Raw genomic sequence first — 24,981 nt, forward strand, 5'->3', positions numbered from 1 at the left:
CTTGATGTTTGTCTTGTTGTTGATTGATTCATCACGCCGTCAGCAATGGCCTCAACTTGCCGACGTCGTCAAGCCGTTCGAGATTGCCGATCTGGTCGATCAGCTTCTCGGCCCTGTCACTGCCCAATACCGGTGCAATCAGATCCCGCGTCTTGGCCGCCACTGCTTCCGTGCTCAGCGGATTCTCCTTGGTGCCCGGCGGATACTTCGTGAAGTGCTCGACCTTCTTGCCATCGGTCAATGTCACCTCGACGACAGCGCCGCGCGGCGCTGCCGGGTCCATCAGTGCCTTGTCGCCGGCCAGCGTCACCTTGGCGCGCTGCTCCAGGATTTTCGGATCGTGCATCAGCGCGACGTTGTGACTGTCGTTGAACGACACGGCGCCCTTGACCAGCGCGACAGCGACGAGATGCTGGCAGTTGACGTCTGGCATCGCGCTCTCGCCCACAATTCCCATCGCATCGGTCGGCAGCTTGACCAGGATGCTACGCACATTATCTGGCGTGAGGCTGTGCTGCTTGCGCAGCGTCAGCATCGCATCCAACGGCGACTGGATGGGATAGCCGACCGAGAAGGTCTTGATTGCGGTCTCCGTGACGTAGAAGCGACTGCCAAGCTCTTTCACCATCTCTTCCGGCTTCGGATCGCTCGACAGTGCAATGAAGAGATTATGCGTGCCGTCGAGCACGTCGTCGACGCCTGTTAAGCCATTCTTCACCATGTCGACGGCCATCACTCCGTTGCGGGCCCCCATGCCGGCGAAGTCGAACGCTTTCTCGATGTGGTCGTGATCCTTCACCCAGCTCCACAGGCCGGACACCTGCTGCGACGAGTAGGAGATCGCGTAGCGCATTCCCTTCTCATCTAACCGCGCCAGCGAGGCGGCGGCACCAAGCGCGCCGAAGGTCGATGACGTCCCCTCTGCGCTCCGGTGCGTACCGCGGACGAGATCCGGACCCAGCGCCATCAGCAGGCGGCAGGTCAGGTCGTAGCCGAGCGTAACGGCGCGAATGAAATCCTGCCCACTGCGATGCTCGCGCTCACCAATAGCGAGCGCGGCGGGCACGACCGAGCATCCCGGATGCGCCTTGGTGACGGGCTCGAAATCGTCGGTCTCGTCGGCATGTCCACACATGGCGTTGGCCAATGCCGCGTTGACCGCCGTGGTCCGGAAATCGGAGCCGATCACGGATGCCTGCTCATCACCGCCGAGCGTGCGAACATATTTCAATGCCATCTCGCCCGGCCGCATGCGCGAGCCCGACACCATCGCACCGAGCGTGTCGAGAATGCGATGCTTGCATTCGAGCATGACTTGTGCGGGCAGTTCCCGATCGCGCGCGACGACCATGTAGCGGCCAAGGCGCTCCGTCACGCCCGGACCTTCGGCGAGAGCCGCACGGCCGCCGGTGGCGACCAAGGCGGCAACGGAGCCGGCGGACTGCAGGAAACGGCGGCGTGACGGCATGCTTCTCTCCCCCGCGGTCAGGACGCGACCGACATCCTTGCGATCTCCGCCGCGTTCGGCAGGTTCTCGACATTCCAGCAGGCGTCCATCACACGCCGGATCGCAGCAGTGGGAATGATGCCTTCGGCAAGGTCGGAGAACTTGGTATCGAGCTGCTTGTCGGTCATTGGCACCTCGACGCTGCCTATGGCGTGCTCGATGTAGCGGTTGAGCTTGCGGCCGTCCTTGAGCACGATGGTGAGATCGACCTGCTCCGGCTTGATGCCTGATGTTATGACCGGGTTCACCTTGCCGCGCAGCGCGACGACGGTCGGATCGGTCACGGCCCGGTCACTGAACTGCTTCTCGCCGCCGGCGCCTTCGACGATCGCCACCGCGACCGCGTGATAGATGCTGAACTTGCCTTCGAGGCCCGCCTTCGGCGTCTTCTTGCCGGTGAGTTCCAGCACCAGCGGATGGACCTTGAGGTCGACGCGCTCGATCTGGTCCGCAGTCACCTTGCTCTCGTTGCGGAGCTGGATCGCGGCGTCGATCGCCGGATGCATGACGATGCCGCAGGCGAATGGCTTGTAGGTATTGAGCGCGGCCTCATAGCGTTTGCCGAGGTCGCCCAGGATCTCGTTGTAGTCCTGCTTGGTGCTGATGGTGTTGGCCCAGCCGCGCTTGGCCTCGATCATGGCGTCGGACGAGGTGAAATTCTTCGAGGCCAGGATCGCCGCGAAAATGCCGCTTGATGCGGCACGGCCTGGATTGAAGCTCTTGTTCATCGAGCCGAAGGATTCGCGCAGGCCCAACGGCTGCGAGGCGGCAAGGCCGAGCGCCCATGTCATCTGCTGCTCGTTCAGCTTCAACAGCTTGCCGACGGCCGCGGCCGAGCCGAACACGCCGGCCGTGCCGGTGATGTGCCAGCCGACATCGTAATGGTTCGGATAGACCGAGTTGCCGATCCGGCATTCGGTCTCGACGCCGAGCACCAGCGCGTTCAGGAATTCCTTGCCCGATACCGGTTGCATCTCCGACAGCGCGAGAATGGCCGAGGCCACGGGACCGGCAGGATGGATGATCGTCTTCAGGTGGGTGTCGTCATAGTCGAAGATATGGCTCGACACACCGTTGATGAAGGCCGCGTTCATGATGTCGAACCGCTCGCGCCGCCCGAACAGCGAGGCCTGCTGCGGCCCGGAGAACGGACCGAGCGCGGAGACCGCGATATCGACTGTCTCGTGATGCGAGCCGCCGATGGCGACGCCGACCCAGTTCAGCAGCGTGCGCACGCCTTCCTTGCGCACATTGGCTGGCAGGTCGTCATAACTCGCGGTCACGAGATAATGCGCCAGCGCACGCGTCACCTCCTTGGGTGGCGCTGCTGCGGGAGCTGCGGTGGGTGCCTGCGCGAATGCCGCGTTGGCGCCGACGGTTGCGAGCGGCAGCGCGGCCGCCGCCTGGAGCAGGGTCCTGCGATCAGTTTGCATGGGCAGCCTCCTTGACCTTGATCGATACCAGTTGCGCTGCAAGGCGGACCGCGCTTTCGAGCGCGCCGGTCTTGGCGACGCCCGTGCCGACGATGTCGAACGCGGTGCCATGCGATGGCGTGGTGAAGACGGTCTCGAGACCCGCGGTGACGGTGACGCCGCGGTTGAAGCCGCGCAGCTTGGTCGCGATCTGGCCCTGGTCGTGATACATCGCGACCACGCTGTCGAATTCGCCGGCGAAGGCGCGGATATAGACGGTGTCGGCGGGATAAGGCCCGGTGCAGGCGATGCCGGTCTTCGCGGCGGCCTCGACCGTCGGGCGGATCATCTCGATCTCGTCGCGGCCGAACAGGCCATTCTCGCCGGCATGCGGATTGAGGGCGGCGACCGCGATGCGCGGCTTGGCGACGCCAGCCTTGCGCATCATGCGGTCGACCAGTTCGATCGAGTCGGTGATGCTCGCCGGATTGATGCCGTCGAGCGCCTCGCGCAGCGACTGATGCCCAGTCACGCGCGACATCCATTGCCCGTCGAGCACGTTCATCTCGGAGAAATAGGTCTTATGCCCGAGCAGGCTTGCGAACATCTTGTGCTCGTCGGGGAACTTCCATCCGCCGTCGAACATCGCGCGCTTGTTGAGCGGCGCAAACGTGATCGCGTCGACCTCGCCCGCCTTGGCGAAATCGATCGCACGCGACAGCGTCTCGCCGGTCAGCCGGCCCGATTCCGCGCTGGCCTTGCCGATCGGGAATTTGGCGGGATCGGTGTTGCCGAGGTCGACGAGCTGCACGGCGCCGCGGCCCCAGTTGGCCGCCTTGGGCGAGGCAATCCGCTCGACCTTCAGCTTCACGCCGGCATGCGCCATGCCCATCTCGAGCACGCGGGCATCGCCGACGACGACGAGACGGGCCGCATCCGCGAGCCGGTCATCGGACAGAATGCGCGCGACCTGTTCGGGGCCGATGCCAGTGCAATCGCCGGGGGTGAGCGCGATGACGGGCAGTTCTTTGGTGCTGGTAGCCATGATAGAAACCTTGAGTCCTTACTTCACTGCTTGGATTTGAGCGGCGGACTGAGCCCAGTCCTCGCGGTTGAATTCCCCATCCCATTTCGCGACCACGACGGCGGCGACGGCATTGCCGATGGTGTTGGTGATGGCGCGCGCCAGCGACATGAAGCGGTCGATGCCGAGCAGCAGCGCCAGCCCTTCCGCTGGAAGCCCTGCAGCGACGACGGTCGCTGCGAGCGCGGCGAAAGCGCCGCCGGTGACGCCCGCGGCGCCTTTGCTGGTGAACAGCATCACCACGAACAGGCTCAACTGCTGGCCGGCCGACAGTTCGATGCCGTAGACCTGAGCGACGAACATCGTGGAGAGCGGCAGCGTCAGCGCGACACCATCGAGATTGAAGGAATAGCCGGAGGGAATGACGAGGCCAGCGACTGCCCGCCCCACACCCGCCTTCGGCAGCTTCTCCATCATGCCGGGGATGGCAGTCTCCGACGAGGAGGTGCCGAGCACGACCAGCAGTTCGTTCCGCAGCAGCCGCAGCAAATCCATCAGGCGAATACCGGCGAGGCGACAGATCGTGCCAAGAATGACGAAGATGAAGAACGCCATCATCGCCCAGGCGGTGCCGACCAATAGCGCCAGCGCATAGAGCGTGGCGGCGCCGAACTTCGCCACGGTGAAAGCCATGGCACCAAAGGCGCCGATCGGCGCCAAGGCCACCACGACATGCACGACGCTGAAGACGAGTTCGGTGATCCGCTCAAGGCCCGTTCGCAGCGGCGCTGCCTTTTCGCCGAGCAGCAGCAAGCCGATACCGCACAGAAGCGCGAGCACGAGAACCTGGAGCACGTCGCCGGCCGCGAACGCGCCGACAAAACTCTCCGGGATCATGTGCTGGATGTAGGCTGACAGCGACCCGACATGGGCCTGCGAATAGCGCGCGACGGTCTCCGCCTGCTGCGCCGTGGCATGCGCCACGCCCGCGCCGGGCTGCACCCAGCGCACCACCACAAAACTGATCAACAGACAGACGGTCGTCACCGCCTCGAAATAGGCGAAGGCCTTGAGCCCGATGCGGCCCACCGCCTTCATGTCGCCGACCTGCGCGATGCCGGTGACCACCACCAGGAAGATCAGCGGCGCGATCGTCATCTTGATCAGCGAGATGAAGGCATCGCCGAGCGGCTTGAAGTCGACGGCGACGGTCGGAAGCAGGAAGCCGAACAGTGCGCCGAGCGCGGCGCCGGCGACGACCAGGACATATTGCTCGCGCCAGAGCGGCTTGCGGCGGCGTTCAGAAACCGGGCGCGACATCGGCTCAGTCGATATGGGCTCAGACAGCGGCGTTGCGGCGATCTGCAATTTGCTTCCTCCAACGGCATCGTCGCGCCATGCGAAGGTGGCGCTTTGTTCTTGTCTTGCGATGCCGTTTACATTGGACCAGCGGCGTGTCAGGCGCTAATGCCGTATCGGTATGATTTGAGGACAAAACCGCATCATGGACCTGGTCTGGCTGGAGGATTTCCTTGCCATCGCCGAGGAAGGCGGGTTCTCGCGCGCCGCCCAGCGACGGCATGTGACCCAGCCGGCGCTGAGCCGCCGCATCAGGTCGCTCGAGGAGTGGCTGGGCACGCCGCTGTTCGAACGTTCGACCCACACGATCACGCTGACGCCGGCCGGCGAGAGTTTCCGCCCCGTCGCGGAGGACGTGCTGCGCCGGGTCCTGGTCGGACGCGAGGAAGCGCTCGAAGTGGCGCGGCTGAAGGCCGAGACCATCACCTTTGCCGCCACGCATTCACTGTCGCAGACCTTCTTTCCGGAATGGATTCGCAACTCCGACAGCGCGCGGGCCGACTCGGCCGTTCAGCTCGTCGCTTCGAATTTCGCCGGCTGCGAGAAGCTACTTCTGGATGCGCAGGCGCATTTCATGCTGGCGCACTACCATCCGACGCTGGTAAGCCGGCTCGACATGGACCGCTTCCAGCGCGTCGATCTCGCGACCGACGTGCTGATCCCGATCAGCGCGCCGGCCGCAAAGCCGGGCCGCGGTGGACGCAGCAGCAAAAAGGCACAGCCTCGTTACGCGCTGCCCGGCGCATCGGGCGCGCCGCTGCCCTATCTCGCCTATCACCCCGGCTCGGGCGTGGGGCGGCTCGTCACCTCGTTCCTGGCCGCGAAGGATTCGACGGCGTGGCTGGCGCCCGGCTTCGCCGCGCCGGTCATGCTGCTGGTCGACATGGCGCGCGAAGGGCGCGGCGTGACGTGGGCTCCGATGAGCCTCGTCCGCGCCGATCTCGACAGCGGCCGCCTGTTGCGCGCTGGCGGCGCGGATTGGGACATTCCGATCAGCGTCTCGCTGTTCCGCACGCGGGCCCGCATGACCCGGGCGGCCGAGAATTTCTGGAATTCGGTGCGCAAGGGCCGGCCGGGAGGGAAATCCATCGCCGCTGCGCCGCGGACCAGATGACCGTGTCGCAGATCAAGTCGGCCTTCGGGCTGCTTCGGCCGCAGATGCTGCTGATGAGCCTGCTCGCTGCCACAACGTTAGACGCGGCGCACGCCGGCGGCGTCTCCATCGCGCCCGCCGAGCTGAAAGCGATCGGGACGATCGATGCGCGCTTTCAATCCTACAATATCGAGATGGTGGAGGTGACCGGCGGCCGGTTCTGGAAGCCCTATCCGCGAACGATGCGCGCGCTCGATGAGCGGGATCGTTACGGCGAGAGGCCGCCGATCGATCTTGCCAGTGCGCGGCTGCGCAAGCTCGCCGCCGCTTTGGCGCCGGCCTATCTGCGCGTGAGCGGCACCTGGGCCAATGCGACGTTCTTTGCCGACACGAACCATGCGCCGGCCAAGCCCCCGCCGGGATTCAATGACGTGCTCAGCCGCAACCGATGGCGCGACGTCATCGACTTTGCTCGCGCAGTCGACGCGGAGATCGTCACGTCCTTCGCGATCAGTCCGGGCAGCCGCGATGCGGATGGCGCGTGGAAGACCGATCAGGCGCAGCGCCTGATCGACACGACGCGTTCGCTGGGTGGCCACATCGCGGCGGTGGAATTCATGAACGAGCCGACGCTTGCGGCGACGAACGGCGCGCCGCCGGGATATGATGCGGCCTCTTATGGCCGGGACTTCAGGATCTTTCGCGAATGGATGCAACGCGCGGCGCCCGAGACGCTGATCGTCGGTCCGGGTTCAACCGGCGACGCGCCGTCGCCATCCGGGTCGGGCATCACCACGCACGATCTGCTCGCCGCATCCGCCCCCGGCATCGATCGCTTCTCCTATCATCACTACAACACGCTCTCGCCGCGCTGCGGCGGCCGCGACGATCCGGCGCAGACGCTCTCCTCGGACTGGCTGGCACGCACCGACGCGACGTTCGCGTCCTACCGCGCCCTGCGCGACGCATTCGAGCCGGGCAAGCCGATCTGGTTGACGGAGACGGCAAACGCCGCCTGCGGCGGCAATCCATCGGACAAGACCTTTCTCGACACCTTCCGCTATCTCGACCAGCACGGACGCCTCGCAAGGGCCGGCGTCCAGGTGGTGATGCACAACACGCTGGCCGCCAGCGACTACGGCCTGCTCGACGAGGGAACGTTTCGTCCGCGGCCGAACTACTGGGCTGCGCTGCTCTGGCATCGGCTGATGGGAACGATCGTGCTCGACGCGAACCCGGTCGCCGCGCCAGGTCTCCATCTCTACGCGCATTGCCATCCGGGCATCCGGGGCGCCGTATCCGTGCTCGCAATCAACGCGTCGCGGCACGCATCATCGACCCTGACGCTGTCACACCCCGCCGAGCGTTACACGATACATGCGACGCGGCTGCAAGACGCGACAGTTCAGCTGAACGGCAAGACGCTCGCGCTGAGTGCCGACGACGAACTGCCCCGACTCGAGCCGCGCGCAACACCTGCGGGAGCGATCCGGCTGGTGCCGGCGACCGTCACCTTCCTGGCGTTTCCGGACGCAGCAAACCCCGCCTGCCGGTGACCGCGCTTAGGACTTCAGTGCGTCGCGCGCCGTCTCCGGCGCCATCAGCGTCGCGATGATCGTGATGATCGAGAGCGCAATGATGTAGACCGACACCGGCCAGTAGGCGCCGGCCCATGCGAGCAGCGCCGTTGCGATCAGCGGCGAGAAGCCGCCGCTCAGCGCCGCCGCGACATTGGCGCCCAGCGAGGCGCCGCTGTAGCGCACCTGGGTGCGGAACAGTTCCGGCATGAACGCCGCCTTCGGCCCGAACAGCAGGGCGTGCGTCAGCGTCATCGTGACGACGAGCGCGAACGTGATCAGCGCCGGCTCCCTGGTGTCGAGGAACCAGAACAGCGGAAACGCCAGCGCCACCGAGAACACCCCGCCGGCGAGATACAGCGCCCTGCGGCCGAAGATATCGGAGAGCCAGCCGGCGAGCGGCAGCGTCGCGAACTCGACGAGCGCGGCATAGACCACCGCGTTCAGGATCACCTGGCGAGGCAGGCCGAGTTTCGTCGTCGCATAGACCACGGTGAAGACGGTGAGGAGATAGGCGAGCCCGACCTCCGACACCGTGATGCCGATCGCGAGCAGAAAACTGCGCCAGTCGCGGCGCAGCACTTCCAGCACCGGCTGCGCCAGCACTTCCTTGCGCTCGACGACTTCCTTGAAGTGCGGCGTTTCCGCAAGCTTGAGCCGCACGATGAAGCCGACGCCGACGAGCAGGATGCTGATCAGGAACGGCACGCGCCAGCCCCAACTCAAAAAGTCGGCCTCGGGCAGTTGCGTCATCAGGCCGAAGATACCGGTCGAAGCGGCGACGCCGACCGGAAAGCCGATCTGCACCAGACTGCCGTAGAAGCCGCGCCGATCACCGGCGTGCTCGATCACCATCACGACCGCGCCGCTCCATTCGCCCCCGAGCCCAATGCCCTGGACGAAGCGCAGGATGATGAGCAGGATCGGCGCCCAGACGCCGATCTGGCTGTAAGTCGGCAGGCAACCGATCAGGAAGGTGCCGAGCCCCATCGCGATCATGGTCGCGACCAGCATGGTCTTGCGGCCGAGCCGGTCGCCGTAATGCCCGATGATCGCGCCGCCGATCGGACGCGCCACGAAGCCGACCGCATAGGTCGAGAACGCCACCAGCGTTCCGACGAAGGGATCGAAGCTCGGAAAGAACAGCTTGTTGAAGACAAGCGCAGCTGCCGTGCCGTAGATCAGGAAATCGTACCACTCGATCGCGGTGCCGAGCGCGCTTGCCCACACCACATGCGCCGTCGTCGATCTCTCCGCGGCCGCGGAGACCCCCGTTGCTGCCGTCATGCCCTGCCCCAAAGATTCCTGACGGCATCATGGCTAATCGCGATGGCGGTTGCAACCTGCGGAGGTGTGATCTCTGTGCGGGATTACAATGCGAGATTTTGCGCGTCGCTGCTCCCGCACTCCGTCATTGCGAGGAGCTCTTGCGACGAAGCAATCCAGGCTGCCTCCGCGGAGAAAGTCTGGATTGCTTCGCTGCGCTCGCAATGACGGGTGTGGCGGCAGTTGCGCGCACGCCTCCGGCAATGTCTCCCGGGCGACCATGGAACTCATCGACCCCTCTTATTCGCCATTGACAAACTCATTCGCCAATATCTAATTTACCCCCAGAACAACCAGCCGCGCCAAGCGGCCAATAAGAGAGGGATCGACGATGAGAGGGCTTTTGGCCTGCACCTTGCTCGTGGCCATGACTTCGGCTGCCATGACCACGGCGGCGCGCGCGCAAGTCTCCGATGACGCGGTGCGGATCGGCGTGCTGACGGATCTGTCGAGCTGGGGCCGTGACAACAGCGGGCCGGGATCGGTCGAGGCGGCCAAGATGGCGGTCGAGGAGTTCGGGCCGACCGTGCTCGGCAAACCGATCGAGATCATCAGCGCCGACCACCAGATGAAGACCGACGTCGGCGTACAGATCGTGCGCGGCTGGTTCGACAACGGCAAGGTCGACGCGGTCGTCGACATCCCCAACTCCGGCATCGCGATCGCCGTGCACAACATGGTGCGCGAACGCAACAAGATCGCGCTGCTCTCCGGCCCCGGCGCGAGTTCGCTCACCGACGAGCTGTGCAGCCCGAACACCGTGCACTTCACCTACGATACCTATGCGCTGTCCAAGGTGACGGCCTCCGCCGTAATCAAGGAAGGCGGCAAGTCCTGGTACTTCATCACCGCGGACTACGCTTTCGGCCAGCAGCTCGAAAAGGACGCCACGCGGTTCATCAACGAGATGGGCGGCAAGGTGCTGGGCGGCGTGAAGCATCCGACCAACACAGCCGACTTCTCCTCCTTTGCGCTCCAAGCGCAGAGTTCGAAGGCCGACGTGGTGGCGTTCGCCAATGCCGGCCAGGACACCGACAACGCGATCAAGCAGTCCGGCGAGTTCGGCCTGGTGCAGGGCGGCCAGAAGCTGGTCGGTCTCCTGATGTTCGACACCGACGTGCATGCGGTCGGCCTGAAGGCCGCGCAGGGCACCTACATGACAACGGCGTCCTACTGGAACATGGACGAGGCGACCCGCGCCTGGTCGAAGAAATTCTACGAGCGCACCAAGGTCATGCCGACCATGATCCAGACCGGCGTCTACGGTTCGGTGCTGCATTATCTGAAAGGCATCAAGGCCGCCGGCACCGACGACCCCACCAAGGTGATGACCAAGATGCGCGAGCTGCCGATCGAGGATACCTTCGTCCATGGCGGCAAATTGCGCGAGGACGGCCGCGTCATCCGCGACATGTATCTCGCCAAGGTGAAATCGCCCGAGCAGTCCAAGGAGCCGTGGGACTATCTGGAGATCGTCAAGACCGTGAAGGGTGAGGACGCCTTCCGCCCGGTCTCCGAATCCAAATGTCCGCTGCTGAAGAAATGAGGCCCGCATGACCGGCAACGAGCGCAACGCAATTGAGAGTTACGAGTGCGATGTGCTCGTGGCCGGATCGGGTGCCTCCGGCATGTCGGCCGCGATCACCGCGGGTTATCGCGGCCTCGACGTGCTGATCGTCGAGAAGGAGCCGCGCTTCGGCGGCACCACCGCCCGCTCCGGCGGCTGGCTCTGGATCCCCGGCACCTCGCTGGCGAAGGCCTACGGCATCGAGGAGGCGCCGGAGCAGGCCCGCACCTACCTGCGGCACGAAGCCGGCAACAATTTTGATGCCGCGCGGGTCGACGCATTCCTGAGTGCGGGTCCGGAAGCGGTCGATTTCTTCACCACCAGGACCGCGCTGCGCTTCGACATGCCGCTGGTGTTTCCCGACTATCACGCCGAAGCGCCGGGCGGCGCGCAGGGCGGCCGCTCCATGGTGACGCGCCCGTTCGACGGCCGCGAGCTCGGCGACCAGATCAAGACGCTGGGTATGCCGCTGCCCGAGCTCACTGTGTTCGGCATGATGCTCGGCTCCGGCAAGGAGATCATCCATTTCATGCGCGTGACGAAGTCGCTGACCTCGGCGGTATACGTCGCCAAGCGCCTGTCGCGCCATTTGATGGACGTGCTGCGCTATGGCCGCGGCATGACCTTGACCAACGGCAACGCGCTCGCCGGGCGCCTCGCAAAATCCGCGCAGGACCTGAAGATTCCGATGTGGCTGTCCTCGCCGGTGCGCGAGCTGACGGTCGAGAACGGCACTGTTACGGGTGCCATCGTCACCCGCGAAGGACGCGAGGTGCGCGTCCGCGCGCGGCAGGGCGTCGTGCTCGCCTGCGGCGGCTTCCCGCATGACGTCGAACGCCGCAAGAAGATGTTTCCACACGCACCGACCGGCCATGAGCATTATTCGCCGGGACCGGCCGGCAACACCGGCGACGGCCTGCGCCTTGCAGAAAGCGCCGGCGGGCATGTCGAGGATCGCCTGCCGAACGCGGCGGCCTGGGTGCCGGTATCGGTGACCAAGCGCAAGGACGGTTCGAGCGGCGTGATGCCGCATTTCATCGACCGCGCCAAACCCGGCGTGATCGCGGTGATGCGGGACGGCAAGCGCTTTGCCAATGAGGGCAATTCCTATCACGACTTCGTCCAGGCCATGATCAAGGCCGCCAAGCCCGGCGAGGAGATCGCGGCATATCTCGTCTGCGATCACCCGACGCTGCGCAAATACGGCCTCGGCTGCGTGCCGCCGTTCCCGATGCCGCTCGGTCATCACCTCGATACCGGCTATCTCATGCGTGGCGACACGCTGGAGGCGCTCGCGGCAAAGGCCGGCATCGATGCGACGGCGTTCACCGAGACGGTCAGGCAGTTCAATGCGACTGCGCCGCAAGGGCACGACGCCGCCTTCGGCAAAGGTTCAAAAGCCTATAACCGCTACCAGGGCGATGCCATGCACGGCCCAAATCCCTGCATCGCACCGATCAAGAACGGCCCGTTCTACGCCATCAAGATGGTGATCGGAGATCTCGGCACCTATGCCGGCATCGTCACCGACGAGAACGCGCGGGCGCTGGACGCCGAAGGCCGGGTGATTCCCGGGCTCTATGCCGCCGGCAACGACATGGCGAGCATCATGGGCGGCAATTATCCCGGTGCCGGCATCACGCTTGGGCCGGCGCTGACCTTCGGCTACATTGCCGGCCGTCATCTCGCCGACAGCGCCGTAAAGCGCAACGCGGCGTAAGCCACGCGCCAGGAGACGCATGAAGAGAGAAAGCCGCGGCATCCAGTCGATCGAGGTCGGCGGAGAATTGCTTCGTGCGCTCGCGAGATGCGGCGAACCGATGATGCTGCGCGATCTCGCGCGCGAGGCCGGCATGACGCCGGCCAAAGCGCATCCCTATCTCGCCAGCTTCTCCCGCATCGGGCTGATCGAGCAGGACGAGACCACCGGCCGCTACGAGATCGGCGCGCTGGCGCTGGAGCTCGGCCTGATCAGCCTGCGCCGCCTCTCCGGCGTGCGGATCGCGCGTCCGAAGATCGCAGGCCTCGCGAGCCAGATCGGCCATGCCGTCTCGCTCGCGGTCTGGGGCACCCACGGCCCGACCGTGGTGCAACTGGAGGAGCCCGGCCAGCCCGTGCACATCGTGATGCGCGCTGGTTCGGTCATGGCGCTGCTGGAGACGGCTACAGGCCGGGCGTTTGCTGCCTTCCTACCGGAGAAGACGATCAACGCCGCGCTCGAGAGCGGCCTCGACCGTCATGGCGTCGGCTACAATCCGAAGCGGGCGGTGAAGGGCGCGAAGGTCGCCGAGATGCTCACGGAGGTCCGCAAGCACGGCCTCGCCCGCGCGCTCGGCGATCCCCTGCCCGGCGTCAATGCATTCTCGGCACCGGTATTCGACCATTCCGGCCATGTCGCGCTGGTGATCACCGCGATGGGGCCGGAAGGCACTTTTGATGCGCGCTGGGACAGCCCCATTGCCCATGCCCTGCGCGACTGCGCCGGTGGGATCTCGAAGCGGCTGGGCTACGGGATGACGATCGCGGCGGAGTGAGGGCTGTTAAAGCATGATCCGGAAAAGTGCGCAGCGGTTTTCCGAAAAGATCATGCTCAAACAAAAACCTAAAGCGCGACGACGATTCATCCCAATTTCATCGCGCTTTAGGCCGGCGACACGCGCACCTCCTCCGCGGAGATCGATCCGCTGTCGACGACGAGCGCGACGGCGCCGCTGGTCAATGGGAGATCGCCCGTGTCCTGAACGCTGAAGAGTTTTTTACCATCGACATGGGCTTCGATGTCGGTTCCGGCCACGCGCAGCTCAATCCGATATCTCCGGTCGAGCTGCCAGTCGAAGCGTTCGCTGGCGAGCACGAGTTCGTCATGCACGCGCTTGACCAAACGGACGCGGCCGCCCTCGGCACGGTCGAACATCAGCGCGTAATAGCGCTCGCGTCCCTGCACCCGCGCCGCGAGGCCCCAGGCGTTCGCCAGCAACGGTATGATCTCGGACGTTACGCGATAATCCTTCCAGTCGCGCGTACCTTGCGCGATGAAGCCGAGCCCGTCGCCATTGGTAACGCGCAGGCCCTCCCAGCGGGTCTGGAACTGGCTGACATTGTTGACCCAGGCGTGCTTCCACATCGTGCTCAGATTGTTGTCCGGCCGCTTCAGCACGGTGTCAGGCGCGCCACCCCAGGTCAGATAGTCGAGATAGAGCGTGCCATCGACGCCGAGCGGATCGCGCGTTTCGATCTCCACCCCGATCTCGAAGATCGGATAGGCATGGGTCTCCGGCACCTCCCAACTCAGCACGGCGTGACAGCCGCCGGTCAGCTCCTGCGCATCGCCGTAGATCTGGATCAGCTCGTCGTGCTCGTCATAGACGCTGGAAAACAGTCGCACCGCCACGGTGCCGCTATCCGCTTCCGATTCAATCCGGCACTCCACCCGTTGCCCCGAATACAGCGTCGGACAGGCCACAAGCTGGTAGGTCGGCATCGTAAACACCTCCTTGTCGAAGAAGGTGGGGCTCGCAACGCGTGCCACGCGTCCGGGCGCCAGACGGCGGAAGTCGATCGCCAGACTCCGCTCCCCAGTGCGGCTGTGGCCGGCGACATTGCTGAGCTCGACCTCGTGGAGCCGTGCGGGCGAGCCGCCCTTCACGTGGAAGCCCTGCAGGCTGCCCGGAAAGTTGAAGTTGAAGCGCGCGCCGTCCTTGGCGACCGCCAGCGCCGGCGCACCGGCGAGCGCAAGCCCGGCCGCGACCAGCGACTGCGTCTCGATCACGGCGTCGGAGATCGCAGCGCCACCATCGGCCGTCGAGATGTACATGCGGTCGGCGATGGGGGTGCGGAAGTCCGGCCCGGCGTCGAGGCCGGCAAGTCCGGTGCGGATGCCGAACAGGCAACCGACATTGCCGGCATTGCAGTCGGTATCCCAGCCGGCCGTGTTGGCGATGCGCATCGCCTCCTGAAAGCTGTTCCCGCCGTAGAGCGTCGCCAGGATGATCAACGCGTGGTTGGGCACGACATGGCAATTGCCGAGGAATTTGTCGTAGCCGTAACGTTCGGCGATCAGCGCACGGGTCCGTTCCCAGTCGTTGCCGTTGTCGCCGGCGTGCCATTCCCGGACGTCGTTGACGACGCGCCGGATCAGCGCGTCCTTCGGCACGAAGCCGAGCCCGACATCGATCAGCTTCTGCACGTCGTGCTCGACGAAGGCCAGCGCCTCCATCGCCGCGAGCAGTTTTGCGGCATGCACGGATTCACCATCATGGCTCACGCGCCCGGCCTGCTCGGCCAGATAAGCGGCCTGCTCGGGATTACCCGGGCTCACCATCGCCCAGCCGTCGATGAAGATTTGCGCACCGATCTGCTCGGCTACGGTCGTGCCGTTCAGCTCGATCGAGCCGCTCTGCGGCGCCGGGATACCGGACTTCAGCCGCAGATAGGCGGTGTGCTCGGTGGAATTGCCGATGCCACCCCACCACAGGATGGCGCGCTCCTCGACGATGTAGTTCAGCCAGGCTTGCCCGATCTGCTTCGAGGTGAGACGCTTCGGATAGCCATTGTCGGCAAGCGCGCGGGGAAACGCAAAAGTGCCGGAGACGTCGTCGTCGGTGACGACGAGATGATGGGATCGCAACGCGACGTCACGACGGTCGTTGACATAGTAGTTGATCGGCCCGAGCTCCTTCATGATGCGCTCATAGGTCCAGCCTTCGAAGGGCCGGCCGAGGTAGACACCGATGAGCTTGCCAAGCACGCCGGCATAGACCCGCTCCGCGTAGTCATGAGGAATAGCTGTCACGAGTTCACTCCCATATCCAATTGCTTGGCTCGCGGGTCAGACCGACGAGCGCTTCATGATCTCGAATTTCAGTTCATGGCTCCGGCCCGACGCCACGAGCCCGCCCGGTTGCAACCGCTTGACCAGCGTCTCCGCCGCAAGCGCGCCGAGATCGAACTCCGGTTGCCGCACCGTGGTGAGCCCGAGCAGCTTTGCGACCGGGATATCGTCGAAGCCGGCGATTGCAATGTCGCTGGGGATCGAGAGCCCGGCAGCACGCGCCGCCTCCATCGCACCGAGCGCCAGCACGTCGCTCGCGCCGAACACGGCGGTCGGGCGATCGCCCTTTCTTTCGAGCAGCCGCTTCATCGCACGCGCGCCGGATTCCTCGGAATAGGCGCTGTCGGTAATGAAATCAGGCGCAAGTCCCGCTTCCCGCATCACCGCGCCGTAACCCTGCGCGCGCCGCTGGCTCGGGCCGAACTCGGCCTGGATCATCGCGATGCGCCGGTGCCCGCGCGCGATCAGAAGCCGCGTCATTTCCGCGGCCGCTTCGGCATTGTCGATATAGACGCTGTCGATCGCGAGCGGTCCGTCCGGCTTGTGCTGGCTCTCCAGCCGCACCAGCGGGATGCCCTTACGCGCGAGCACGGCGAGCTGGGGCGCCCGCAGATGAAAGAACGTTGCGACGACGCCGTCGGCGCGCCCCTGGAGGAGCCAGTCGATGGCGCGGGCCTCGCCTTCCGGCCGCCCGTCGGTGTCGAAGATCAGGACGTCATAGCCAGCCGGCGCCGCGACCGTCTGCAATCCCCGGACGAGGCCTGGATAGAACGGATTGGTGATATCTGGAATGACACAGGCAAACGTCATGGTCCGCGCGCTGCGCAGCATCCGCGCCGGATGGTTCGGCTGGTAACCCAGCTCCTGTGCGACCTGAAGAATGCGCGTGCGCGTCGCAGGCGGAACGGACGGCGTCTCCGTCTTGTTCAGGACAAGCGACACCGCGGCCTGCGAAACACCGGCCGCGAGCGCGATATCCTTCTGCGTGGGGCGGGCTGGCGCCTGCTTGTCGCGCCCCTTCCCCCGCTTCGTCCTCGTTGTTGACGTCGCCATTTGGCTTAGTTATACGTATTACTAAAGGAAAATCAACAATCACCGCCAATGACCTGAGGAAACCGAGGTTCATCGCCATGACCATGACCCGACGCCAGCTTGTTTCCGCCATCCCCGCTGCCGCGCTTGCCGCTAGCTTGCCGCGCGACGTTCGCGCCGAGGACGGGCGCAAGGTCGTGACGTTCTGGTTCGGCCAGGCGAATTCGGACGGCCAGGCCGCGCTGCGCAACGATTTGGTCGAGGCGTTCAACGCCTCGCAGGACAAATATCTGCTCCAGCTCGAGGTGAAGGGCGCCGCCGTCAACAACCTCCTGAAGGTCGCACTCGTCGCCGGTAACGGCCCGGACATCGTGCAGACAGCGGGTCCCGCCTATCTCACCGCGATCGCGAATGCCGGCCAGGTGCTGCCGCTCGACGATTTCGCCGAGAAGTACAAGTGGAAGGATCGCTTCCTGGCGCCGCTGCTCAACACCAGCGTCTACGGCGGCAAGCTCTACGCGCTGCCGCGCGACTACGAGTCGATGCACCTGTTCTATAACAAGGAGCTGTTCAAGCAGAACGGCTGGAAGCAGCCGACCAACCGGCAGGAGATGGAGGCGATCGCAGACGCAGCGCTCGCCAGAGGCATCATCCCCTTCGGCGCCGGCAATGCCGACTGGAAGGGCGTGAACGAGTGGCTGATGACGGTGTTCTTCAACAACGTCGCTGGCCCCGACAACGTGCGCAAGGCACTTGCCGGCGAACTGCCCTGGACCGCGCCGCCGTTCGTCGAGGCGGTCGAACTGTCAAAGGCGTGGTACAACAAGGGCTATTTCGGCAAGAACTATTTCTCGCTGACCATCGAGCAGAGCTTCCTCCAGGTCGTCAACGCCAAGGCGGCGATGGCGTTCAGCGGCACCTGGTCGTTCGGCACCAAATCCTACGGCATGTCGAAGCCCGATACCGTGATGGACGTCATGCCGACGCCGACCCTCGGCTCGGCCTTCACGGGATCACTGGTACATCTCGCCTGCGGCGCGACGCTGTCGATCGCCAAGAACTCGCAGAATGCGGAAGGCGCAGCCGCAGTGTTCGAGTTCATGCTGACGCGCAAGTTCTACGAGACCATGAACCGCGACTGGCCCGGCAAATGGGCACTCCCGGTCAAGGACCTGCCGCCGGACATGCTCCAGGGCATCGGCTATCCCCTATTCGAGAAGACGATCGCGAATCTGCACGAAGCGTTCAGCAAGGGGCAGTACGGCTTCACCACCTGGACGTTCTGGCCCGGCGCCACCAACTCCTATCTGATCGAAGGCATCGAGCAGGTCTGGCTCAACAAGATCACGCCGGACGCTTACCTCACGCGGATGCAGACGCTCTTCAGCCAGGAAGCAAAGGAAGGCAAGGTGCCGCCGCTGCCGCCGCGGACGGCCTGACGCACGATGTGGCTCTTCGCGCTTCCAGCGCTCCTGATTAACGTCTGCATCATCCTGGTTCCCGCCGTGCTGACATTCACGGCGGCTTTCTTCATGTGGGACGGTGTCGGAAAGCCGGCGTGGGCGGGACTGGCCAACTTTCAGAACATGTTCGCCGATCCCGTGTTCTGGTCGGCGCTGACAAATAACTTCATCTGGACGGCGATCTTCCTCACCGTGCCGGTCTGCCTCGCGCTCGTGATGGCAGCGGCGCTGCTGATGGCGCCGAAGGCGCGCATCGTGGTCCAGTCCATCATCTTCCTGCCGCGCATCATCGCTGTCGCAGTCACGGGCCGCATCTTTCAGGGCATGATCTTCAGCCCCGCGACCGGCGTCGTCGCCTGGTTGAACGAGCACGGCTTTTCCATCTCCGATCCCCTCGCCGATCCCGACCGCTCGCTCTATGCTGTCGCCGCGGTCGACATCTGGCACTGGTGGGGCTTTCTCGCGGTCGTGTTCCTGTCGGCGATGCGGCAGATCAGCATCGACCAGATCGAAGCCGCGCGGCTCGACGGAGCCGGCTTCTTTGCTTTGTTCCGCTACGTTCTGATCCCGGGCATCCGCCCGACCCTGACCTTGATGCTGATCCTGACCGTGATCTGGTCGTTCCAGGTCTTCGAATTCATCTTCATCGTCACCCGCGGCGGCCCCGCCTATGGCAGCGAGGTGCTGGCGACGTTTGCCTACCGCCACGCCTTCTTCGAAGGCGACGTCGGCCAGGCTGCAGCCGCCGCCTGCGTCATGAGCCTGTTCGGCCTGTGTGCCACCGCCGTCTATCTCTGGCTCCAGATCACCGACGACGCGCAATCGACATGATCGGGGATCGCTGGAGCAGGACATTCAGCCTCGGGCTGATCGGTATCGCATCGTTCAGCTCGCTGCTGCCGATCGTGCTCGCCGTGATGAACGCACTGAAGACGACGGTCGAGATCGGCAGCAATCCGCTCGCGCTGCCGACCCAGTTGCACTGGGAGAATTTTTCCTCCGCCTGGCGCAACGCCCAACTCGGCCCGAGCCTGCTGCACAGTGCCGAAGTCGCGATCCTGACCATTCTGATGGTGTGCGTCACCGCGACGCCCTGCGCCTATGTGCTGGCGCGGCAGAAGGGGAAATTCTGGCGCTTCATCACCTTCTACTTCATGGCCACGATCACCGTGCCCGTGCAGCTCTATCTCTACCCGCTCTACTTCATCTTCGCGAAGCTCGGGCTGGTCAATTCGATCCCCGCGGTGGCGCTGATCTACACGGCGATGTTCTCGCCGTTTGCAATTTTCCTCTTGCGCACTTACGCGCTCGCGATTCCCGTCGCGCTCGAGGAAGCAGCCCAAGTTGACGGCGCAAAGCCGTGGCAGACCTTCTGGTACGTGATCTTGCCGATGATGCGGCCCGGGCTGCTCACGGTCGCCATCATCGTCGGGCTGAACGCCTGGAACGAGTTCGTCATCGCCGTGACGTTCCTGCAGAACGACAGCAACGTCACCGCGATCGTGCGCTTCTACAATCTGACCGGCCAGTATTCGACCGACTGGGGCGAGATGCTGGCCGCAGCCGTCACCATCGTGCTGCCGATCGTTGCGATCTTCGTGCTGCTGCAGCGTCAGTTCATCGACGGCATGACGTCGGGCGCGGTGAAGTCTTGAAGCCCTACTTGTCCTTCACCGGCACCGTGTAGTTCAGGATCAACCGCCCGCCATCCGGATAGATCGTCTGCCCGGTGATGTAAGACGCGTCATCACTCGCAAGGAACGCCACGACGGAAGCCACCTCGCTCGGCTCGCCGCCACGGCCCGCCGGCGTGCGTGACATCACCGTCTTGCGGGCATCCTCCGAGGTGTAGATGGACGACGCCACCATGTCGGTCAAAATCGTGCCCGGCCCGACCGCCACGACGCGGATATTGTGCGGGGCGAGCGCGACGGCGGCGACCGAGGTCAGCTGCTTCATGCCGCCCTTGGAGATGGCGTAGGTCGCAAGCGTCGGGATCGCCAGCAGCGCGTTCACCGAGGACATGTTGATGATGACCCCGCCACCGCCCTGCGCAATCATCTGCTTCGCGGCAGCCTGCACGCCGAAGAACGCGCCCTTCAGGTTGATGCCGATAATTTCGTCGAATTCCTCTTCGGAAATCTCCAGGATGTCGCGGTTGCGGGCGACGCCGGCATTGTTGACCATGATGTCGAGCCGGCCGAATTCCCTGACCGCGGTCGCCACCGCGCGATCGACGTCCGCACGCCGCGCGACGTGACATGGCACGGCATACAATTCCTTGGGCTTGCCCAGCTCGTTGACCGTCTTCTCGAGCTCATCCGTATCGACGTCCGAGATGACGACCTTGACGCCGTCGTCGAGGAACCGTTTTGCGCACGCCTTGCCAATGCCGCGCGCCGCGCCGGTGATGACGGCGACCTTGCCGGATAGTTTCATGGGTCTCACTCCAGGATAGCTGCTTGGGCAGCGAGCTATCCCGGAGAGGACCCCGGTTCAAGCCGCCGCGAAGCCGAGATGAGCACGGAACCGGTTCTTGATAAAGACGGCATCGCGCGAGGGCAGCGAGCGCGGCGGATTTTCGGCCAGAACCTTGATGACAAAAAGCCGCGGGCCATCGGCCGGTCCGGCGATCTGCGCGGCGAGGCGTTGCACCTCCTCGAGCGTCCGCACGGTTCCGGTCGCGGCAAAGCCGCAGGCCACCGCAATTGCCGTGAGATCGACGCCGCGGCCGGTGTGGCTCGCCTGCATCCCGGTCTCGCCAAAATGCTGATTGTCGATCACGACGATGTCGAGATTGCGCGGACGCGCGACGCCGATGGTGGCGATGCCGCCGAGACCCATCAACTGCTCGCCGTCGCCGGTCAGGGCAAGGACGCGCTTGCCTGGCTGGGCTTGCGCGAGCCCAAGCGCGATCAGCGCGGCGCCGCCCATCGCGCCCCAGAGATAAAAATTGCCGTCGTGATCCCCCACGGAATGCAGGTCATAGGTAGGCGAACCGAGACCGGAGACGACCAGCGTGTCCTTGCGGTTCTTCAGGAGCGCGGCGACAGCGGCGCGACGATCGAGTTGAGCTTGCATCGGCATCACCACTTCTTCTTGCCGATCAGGCGTTGCCCGATCAGAACCGCGATCTGCTGGTCGGACTCGTAGGCGAGCGATGCCGCCGATCCGACCGTCTCGACCAGATCCTCCGCCGTCTCCGCGCGCATCACTTTCAGGCCGATCGCTTCCAGCGACGGCTGCGTCGCCCGGCTCATCGGCACCTGCCACGGATTGAACTCGGCCCATTCGCCGCGCATCGTCACCAGCATCAGCAGGGGAAAGCGGCCGATCGCCGACAGCGACAGCATATTGATGCAATTGCCGACCCCGCTCGACTGCATCAAGAGCACGCTGCGCTGCCCGCCGAGCCAGGCGCCGGCGGCGATGGCGATGCCCTCCTCCTCGGTCGTCAGCACGTTGGTGGTGACGTCGCGGTCGGCCGAGAACATGCGGATGAGCTGGCTGTGGCCGGCATCCGGCACGTAGGACATCTGCCTGACGTCGGCGGCCTTGAGGACGCGATAGAGCTCGGACGGCCAGTCATCGCTGCTGCGCGTTTCAGGATTCGGTTGAGGGCTGTGCACCGCGTGTCTCCATGAATTTCGAGCGGACGCTAGCGATTATTCCGCGCGAAAGCTCTGACCGTCTGGCATGAGCAGATATCGAGGGATTGTATAGCTGCCTTTTTCTTGTCGCCTGTGGACCAGAGCACGATGCGCATGACTGTGCCCTCTCCCCTTGCGGGAGAGGGCATCACCGCAGGTAGATACAAACTCATTGGGGTGAGGGGTCTGTCTCCGCGCATTCATGCGTATCCGTACGCGCGGAGAGATACCCCTCATCCGGCGCTTCGCGCCACCTTCTCCCGCAAGGGGAGAAGGGAAGAGACACTGTCGCCTGGACTAGCGACTCAATTCGCCGCGGACCTTGCCGCGGCGGGCATGTAGATCTGCGCGTAGCCTTCCTTGATCGCGGAGGTGATGCGATCCAATCGGCGGTCGATGTGCTTCTCCAGCACCGAGACGCAGGCCTCTTCGTCGCGCGCCTTCAGTCCTTCGACGACCGCGCGGTGCTCGGCCTGGGTGTTGGAACGGTTGATGCTGTCCATGTCGATCCAGCGGACGAAGCGGATGCGGGCGTTGACGTTGCGGAGCACGCGCAGCATCTCGGCATTGTTCGACATCGCCATCAGCCGCTCGTGAAAGGTCTCGTCGAGCTCGACCAGCTCCACCGAGGAGCGCTCGCCGGGATCGGGACCGGTGGCTTCGAGGAATTTCAGCAGCGCGTCGATGTCCTCGTCCTTGGCGCGCTTGATGGCGAGGCGGACCGAGGCGACCTCGATCGACTTGCGCAGCTCGTAGAGATCGAAGATCTCGTGCGCGTCGAGCTCGCGGCAGAAAAAACCCTTGCCCGGCGTGAAGCGCAGGAAGCCTTCGGTGTTGAGACGGTTGAGCGCTTCGCGCAGCGGCGTGCGGCTGACGCCGAGGCGCTTTGCCAGCTCGCCCTCGTTGAGCCGTTCGCCCGGCTTGAACTCATAGCTCACGGCCATCGCCTTGAGCTGTTCATAGACGCGATCGACGATACTATCGGAAGCCAGTTCCACGTTGCTCTTCATAAGCTGCATTCATACCCGAACACAGCCCAATATACCGGGGCTGCATGGACGATTGCAATCCAAACAGCTGCCTAGCACATCTTGTGCAGAGCTTTGCGACAGCCGGGCTCAGGCAAACGCGCGCGGGCGCAGTCCAGCATGAAACCAGGTGATCATGGAATAGATGTCGTAGACCGGCAGTCCAACTTCGGCCTGCAGAGCTGCCGCATAAGGAGGCATGTTGGTGCATTCGAGCACGATGGCGCCGACATCCGGATTTTTCGCGACCAGCTCCTTGCCCGCCTCGACCACGTCACGCTCGGCCTGGGCCACATCCATGTCGTCCTTCTCGGCCTTGATCAGGACGCGAAAGAATTCCTTGCCGTGCTCGGTGCCGACCAGTGGCGTATCGAGCGGCACGCCGGCGCCTTCGAGATGGGCCGGCGTCAAGGTCGAACCTGATACCGTGACGAGGCCGACGCGCTTGCCTGGGGGCAAGGTCGCCTGCACCCACGGCACCTGCATCAGCGACGAGGTCGCGACGGGAACGCCGACGGCGGCCGCGATCTCCTTCTGAAACAGCGAGAGGAAGCCGCAATTGGTGGTGATGGCTTCCGCGCCCAACCGGACCAGGTCCTTGGCCGCATCGATGAAGTCAGGCAGCAGGCCGGCGGCGCCCTTCAGCACCACCTTCTCCGGCGAAGCGCCGCTCACCACCCGATAGAGCACGGGGAACGGCCAGGTCGTGCCGTTGCCCATGTCGCCGGGAATGCGGGGAAAGCGCGCTTCCAGCATCAAGATGCCGAGCGGCGCGCCATAGATGGCCTTGCCGCCGCGGGCGATGCGAGAGGACGAGTTGGCTGGATAGGTCATGGTGCGTTCTCAGAGGAAGCGAGTGGGCGCGAACGGCGCGAGCGGAATCTCCGGCTGCTTGCCGCTCAGAAGCTGCGCGACCAGACGGCCGGTGCGGGCCGATCCGACCAGGCCGACATGGCCATGGCCGAAGGCGTAGACGATATCGCGCGAGGCACGCGCATGGCCGATACAGGGAAGGCCGTCCGGCATGCTCGGCCGATGGCCGAACCAGGTTTTGATGCGCGAGGGGGGAATGTCCTTCGGCAGTTTTGGGAACATGCTGAAGAGGCTATCGCGCAAGATCTCGGCGCGCTTCCAGTTCGGCGCGGCGTCGAGGCCGGCGATCTCGACCGTGCCGGCGGCGCGCAGGCCCTTGTCGGTCCAGTTCACCACCATGCTGACGTCGGACGCCATCATCGAGCTGCGCGGACCCGATTCCGGGTTCTCGATCATGACGTGATAGCCGCGCTCAGTTTCGAGCGGCAAGGGATCGCCGACGGATGCGGTGAGCTGTTTTGACCGCGCGCCGGCGGCGACCACCGCGGCATCGCAAGCAATCTCACCGGTCTCGGTGAGAACGGCAACGAGCTTGTTGCCTGAAAGCTTCAGACCGGTCGCCCTGGCATGAACGAGCTTGGCACCGCTCGCGAGCGCATGCTGGGCCAGCGCCGCAACGTAAGCGCCGGGATCACGGCAGCGTCCGGCCTCCTCCACCACCACGCCAAAGGTGTAGCGCGGATGCAGATCCGGCTCGCGCTGACGCATCTCGTCGGCGTTCAGCTCCATCCATTCGACGCCGACCTTCTTGCGCAGGCGCCAGCCGAGATTGCTGTCGAAATTGCCGCGCGACGGGAATACGTGCATCACGCCGTTGCGCTCGACCAACTCGGACACGCCCGCTTCTTCCGCGAGCTTCTTGTGCAGCAGCGGCGCGTCCTTCAGCAGATCGCGCAGCGCAAACGCCGTCTTCTCGACCCGTGCCTCGGTCCAGCCGGAGAGCAAATACTTGACCAGCCAGGGCAGCGCCTTCGGCAAGTAAGACCAGCGGATCGCGAGCGGGCCGAGCGGGTCCATCAGATAACCCGGCACCTTCTTCCAGAGGCCCGGCTCGGCCGGCGGAATCACCGAATGGGAGGAGAGCCAGCCGGCATTGCCGTAGCTCGCCGCCTGTTCGCCACCGGGCTCGCCTGCGTCGATCAGCGTGACGCGATGCCCCTCGCGCAGCGCCTCGATGGCGCTGATCACGCCGACCGCGCCGGCTCCGATGATAGCGACGTGGCGGCCTTCCGACATCGG

At 64.8% G+C, this 24,981-nt stretch carries 21 protein-coding genes; 8 read left to right on the forward strand and 13 right to left on the reverse strand.

The window, feature by feature from the left end:
* Positions 1-31: 31 nt before the first annotated feature.
* The 4 genes from ABIA90_RS22225 to ABIA90_RS22240 are packed head-to-tail and all read right to left on the reverse strand — an operon-like array spanning position 32 to position 5,311.
* A complete protein-coding gene (locus tag ABIA90_RS22225; protein ID WP_354119384.1) occupies positions 32-1,468 on the reverse strand; it encodes an MmgE/PrpD family protein in 1,437 nt (478 codons plus the stop codon).
* A 17-nt stretch (positions 1,469-1,485) separates the two neighbouring features.
* Complete coding sequence (locus tag ABIA90_RS22230; protein WP_354119383.1) at positions 1,486-2,940, reverse strand: MmgE/PrpD family protein; 1,455 nt, start codon at positions 2,938-2,940, stop codon at positions 1,486-1,488.
* A complete protein-coding gene (locus ABIA90_RS22235; protein ID WP_354119382.1) occupies positions 2,930-3,964 on the reverse strand; it encodes a PdxA family dehydrogenase in 1,035 nt (344 codons plus the stop codon). Before ABIA90_RS22235 ends, ABIA90_RS22230 begins: the two co-directional genes overlap by 11 nt.
* 18 nt (positions 3,965-3,982) lie before the next feature.
* Positions 3,983-5,311 carry a cation:dicarboxylate symporter family transporter gene (locus ABIA90_RS22240; RefSeq protein WP_354119381.1) on the reverse strand — a complete coding sequence of 443 codons (1,329 nt, stop codon included), beginning with the start codon at positions 5,309-5,311 and terminating at the stop codon, positions 3,983-3,985.
* 136 nt (positions 5,312-5,447) lie between these two features.
* Here ABIA90_RS22240 and ABIA90_RS22245 point away from each other — a divergent pair, with 136 nt between their 5' ends.
* Together ABIA90_RS22245 and ABIA90_RS22250 are read left to right on the forward strand one after the other, a co-directional pair.
* Positions 5,448-6,416, forward strand: a complete 969-nt coding sequence (locus ABIA90_RS22245) for a LysR family transcriptional regulator (protein ID WP_063981365.1) — start codon at positions 5,448-5,450, stop codon at positions 6,414-6,416.
* A complete protein-coding gene (locus ABIA90_RS22250; protein WP_354119380.1) occupies positions 6,413-7,951 on the forward strand; it encodes a glycosyl hydrolase family 79 N-terminal domain-containing protein in 1,539 nt (512 codons plus the stop codon). Before ABIA90_RS22245 ends, ABIA90_RS22250 begins: the two co-directional genes overlap by 4 nt.
* A 6-nt stretch (positions 7,952-7,957) precedes the next feature.
* Here ABIA90_RS22250 and ABIA90_RS22255 read toward each other — a convergent pair whose 3' ends face one another.
* Complete coding sequence (locus ABIA90_RS22255; protein WP_354119379.1) at positions 7,958-9,259, reverse strand: MFS transporter; 1,302 nt, start codon at positions 9,257-9,259, stop codon at positions 7,958-7,960.
* 370 nt (positions 9,260-9,629) lie between these two features.
* Between ABIA90_RS22255 and ABIA90_RS22260 the strand changes: the two genes are divergently transcribed.
* From ABIA90_RS22260 to ABIA90_RS22270, 3 genes are read left to right on the forward strand one after another with little or no spacing between them, the layout of a single operon-like run.
* The gene (locus tag ABIA90_RS22260; RefSeq protein WP_354119378.1) at positions 9,630-10,844 is read left to right on the forward strand and encodes an ABC transporter substrate-binding protein; all 1,215 of its coding nucleotides are present in this window, start codon (positions 9,630-9,632) and stop codon (positions 10,842-10,844) included.
* A 7-nt stretch (positions 10,845-10,851) separates the two neighbouring features.
* On the forward strand, positions 10,852-12,585 hold the full coding sequence (locus ABIA90_RS22265) for an FAD-dependent oxidoreductase (protein ID WP_354119377.1): 1,734 nt from the start codon (positions 10,852-10,854) through the stop codon (positions 12,583-12,585).
* A gap of 19 nt (positions 12,586-12,604) precedes the next feature.
* On the forward strand, positions 12,605-13,399 hold the full coding sequence (locus ABIA90_RS22270; RefSeq protein WP_085405267.1) for an IclR family transcriptional regulator: 795 nt from the start codon (positions 12,605-12,607) through the stop codon (positions 13,397-13,399).
* A 107-nt stretch (positions 13,400-13,506) separates the two neighbouring features.
* Here the strand turns inward: ABIA90_RS22270 and ABIA90_RS22275 are convergent, their stop codons facing one another.
* Both ABIA90_RS22275 and ABIA90_RS22280 read right to left on the reverse strand, forming a co-directional pair.
* Positions 13,507-15,657 (reverse strand): ADP-ribosylglycohydrolase family protein, encoded by a 2,151-nt coding sequence (locus ABIA90_RS22275; RefSeq protein ID WP_354119376.1) that lies wholly within the window; start codon positions 15,655-15,657, stop codon positions 13,507-13,509.
* A 36-nt stretch (positions 15,658-15,693) separates the two neighbouring features.
* On the reverse strand, positions 15,694-16,749 hold the full coding sequence (locus tag ABIA90_RS22280) for a LacI family DNA-binding transcriptional regulator (RefSeq protein WP_354119375.1): 1,056 nt from the start codon (positions 16,747-16,749) through the stop codon (positions 15,694-15,696).
* 77 nt (positions 16,750-16,826) lie between these two features.
* Between ABIA90_RS22280 and ABIA90_RS22285 the strand changes: the two genes are divergently transcribed.
* From ABIA90_RS22285 to ABIA90_RS22295, 3 genes are read left to right on the forward strand one after another with little or no spacing between them, the layout of a single operon-like run.
* Complete coding sequence (locus ABIA90_RS22285; protein ID WP_354119374.1) at positions 16,827-18,167, forward strand: ABC transporter substrate-binding protein; 1,341 nt, start codon at positions 16,827-16,829, stop codon at positions 18,165-18,167.
* A gap of 6 nt (positions 18,168-18,173) precedes the next feature.
* Complete coding sequence (locus ABIA90_RS22290) at positions 18,174-19,022, forward strand: carbohydrate ABC transporter permease (protein WP_085405270.1); 849 nt, start codon at positions 18,174-18,176, stop codon at positions 19,020-19,022.
* A complete protein-coding gene (locus ABIA90_RS22295) occupies positions 19,019-19,846 on the forward strand; it encodes a carbohydrate ABC transporter permease (RefSeq protein WP_081369148.1) in 828 nt (275 codons plus the stop codon). Before ABIA90_RS22290 ends, ABIA90_RS22295 begins: the two co-directional genes overlap by 4 nt.
* Before the next feature lie 4 nt (positions 19,847-19,850).
* Here ABIA90_RS22295 and ABIA90_RS22300 read toward each other — a convergent pair whose 3' ends face one another.
* The 6 genes from ABIA90_RS22300 to ABIA90_RS22325 all read right to left on the reverse strand — a co-directional run bounded on the left by ABIA90_RS22300 (position 19,851) and on the right by ABIA90_RS22325 (position 24,978).
* The gene (locus ABIA90_RS22300; protein ID WP_063981355.1) at positions 19,851-20,630 is read right to left on the reverse strand and encodes an SDR family NAD(P)-dependent oxidoreductase; all 780 of its coding nucleotides are present in this window, start codon (positions 20,628-20,630) and stop codon (positions 19,851-19,853) included.
* A gap of 57 nt (positions 20,631-20,687) precedes the next feature.
* Positions 20,688-21,278 carry a thiamine pyrophosphate-dependent enzyme gene (locus tag ABIA90_RS22305; protein WP_354119373.1) on the reverse strand — a complete coding sequence of 197 codons (591 nt, stop codon included), beginning with the start codon at positions 21,276-21,278 and terminating at the stop codon, positions 20,688-20,690.
* Positions 21,278-21,820, reverse strand: a complete 543-nt coding sequence (locus tag ABIA90_RS22310; protein WP_354119372.1) for a thiamine pyrophosphate-binding protein — start codon at positions 21,818-21,820, stop codon at positions 21,278-21,280. The genes ABIA90_RS22305 and ABIA90_RS22310 overlap by 1 nt, the downstream gene beginning before the upstream one ends.
* Before the next feature lie 326 nt (positions 21,821-22,146).
* Positions 22,147-22,839, reverse strand: coding sequence for a GntR family transcriptional regulator (locus ABIA90_RS22315; RefSeq protein ID WP_354119371.1), 693 nt, complete (start codon positions 22,837-22,839; stop codon positions 22,147-22,149).
* Between the two features lie 120 nt (positions 22,840-22,959).
* Positions 22,960-23,703 carry an aspartate/glutamate racemase family protein gene (locus ABIA90_RS22320; protein WP_014492734.1) on the reverse strand — a complete coding sequence of 248 codons (744 nt, stop codon included), beginning with the start codon at positions 23,701-23,703 and terminating at the stop codon, positions 22,960-22,962.
* Positions 23,704-23,712: 9 nt separating this feature from the next.
* Entirely contained in the window at positions 23,713-24,978 is a 1,266-nt protein-coding gene (locus ABIA90_RS22325) for an NAD(P)/FAD-dependent oxidoreductase (RefSeq protein ID WP_354119370.1), read from the reverse strand.
* Between the last annotated feature and the right edge of the window lie 3 nt (positions 24,979-24,981).

The organism is Bradyrhizobium sp. LA6.8 (assembly GCF_040547935.1).
GTDB lineage: Bacteria > Pseudomonadota > Alphaproteobacteria > Rhizobiales > Xanthobacteraceae > Bradyrhizobium > Bradyrhizobium barranii.

Excerpts from the sequence above, each read along its gene's own strand:
- ABIA90_RS22295 (WP_081369148.1), top strand. The coding sequence starts at position 19,019 with ATGATCGGGGATCGCTGGAGCAGGACATTCAGCCTCGGGCTGATCGGT.
- ABIA90_RS22260 (WP_354119378.1), top strand. The coding sequence starts at position 9,630 with ATGAGAGGGCTTTTGGCCTGCACCTTGCTCGTGGCCATGACTTCGGCT.
- ABIA90_RS22265 (WP_354119377.1), top strand. The coding sequence starts at position 10,852 with ATGACCGGCAACGAGCGCAACGCAATTGAGAGTTACGAGTGCGATGTG.
- ABIA90_RS22225 (WP_354119384.1), bottom strand. The coding sequence starts at position 1,468 with ATGCCGTCACGCCGCCGTTTCCTGCAGTCCGCCGGCTCCGTTGCCGCC.
- ABIA90_RS22280 (WP_354119375.1), bottom strand. The coding sequence starts at position 16,749 with ATGGCGACGTCAACAACGAGGACGAAGCGGGGGAAGGGGCGCGACAAG.
- ABIA90_RS22300 (WP_063981355.1), bottom strand. The coding sequence starts at position 20,630 with ATGAAACTATCCGGCAAGGTCGCCGTCATCACCGGCGCGGCGCGCGGC.
- ABIA90_RS22320 (WP_014492734.1), bottom strand. The coding sequence starts at position 23,703 with ATGACCTATCCAGCCAACTCGTCCTCTCGCATCGCCCGCGGCGGCAAG.
- ABIA90_RS22255 (WP_354119379.1), bottom strand. The coding sequence starts at position 9,259 with ATGACGGCAGCAACGGGGGTCTCCGCGGCCGCGGAGAGATCGACGACG.
- ABIA90_RS22270 (WP_085405267.1), top strand. The coding sequence starts at position 12,605 with ATGAAGAGAGAAAGCCGCGGCATCCAGTCGATCGAGGTCGGCGGAGAA.
- ABIA90_RS22245 (WP_063981365.1), top strand. The coding sequence starts at position 5,448 with ATGGACCTGGTCTGGCTGGAGGATTTCCTTGCCATCGCCGAGGAAGGC.
- ABIA90_RS22285 (WP_354119374.1), top strand. The coding sequence starts at position 16,827 with ATGACCATGACCCGACGCCAGCTTGTTTCCGCCATCCCCGCTGCCGCG.
- ABIA90_RS22235 (WP_354119382.1), bottom strand. The coding sequence starts at position 3,964 with ATGGCTACCAGCACCAAAGAACTGCCCGTCATCGCGCTCACCCCCGGC.
- ABIA90_RS22230 (WP_354119383.1), bottom strand. The coding sequence starts at position 2,940 with ATGCAAACTGATCGCAGGACCCTGCTCCAGGCGGCGGCCGCGCTGCCG.
- ABIA90_RS22305 (WP_354119373.1), bottom strand. The coding sequence starts at position 21,278 with ATGCCGATGCAAGCTCAACTCGATCGTCGCGCCGCTGTCGCCGCGCTC.
- ABIA90_RS22325 (WP_354119370.1), bottom strand. The coding sequence starts at position 24,978 with ATGTCGGAAGGCCGCCACGTCGCTATCATCGGAGCCGGCGCGGTCGGC.
- ABIA90_RS22250 (WP_354119380.1), top strand. The coding sequence starts at position 6,413 with ATGACCGTGTCGCAGATCAAGTCGGCCTTCGGGCTGCTTCGGCCGCAG.
- ABIA90_RS22290 (WP_085405270.1), top strand. The coding sequence starts at position 18,174 with ATGTGGCTCTTCGCGCTTCCAGCGCTCCTGATTAACGTCTGCATCATC.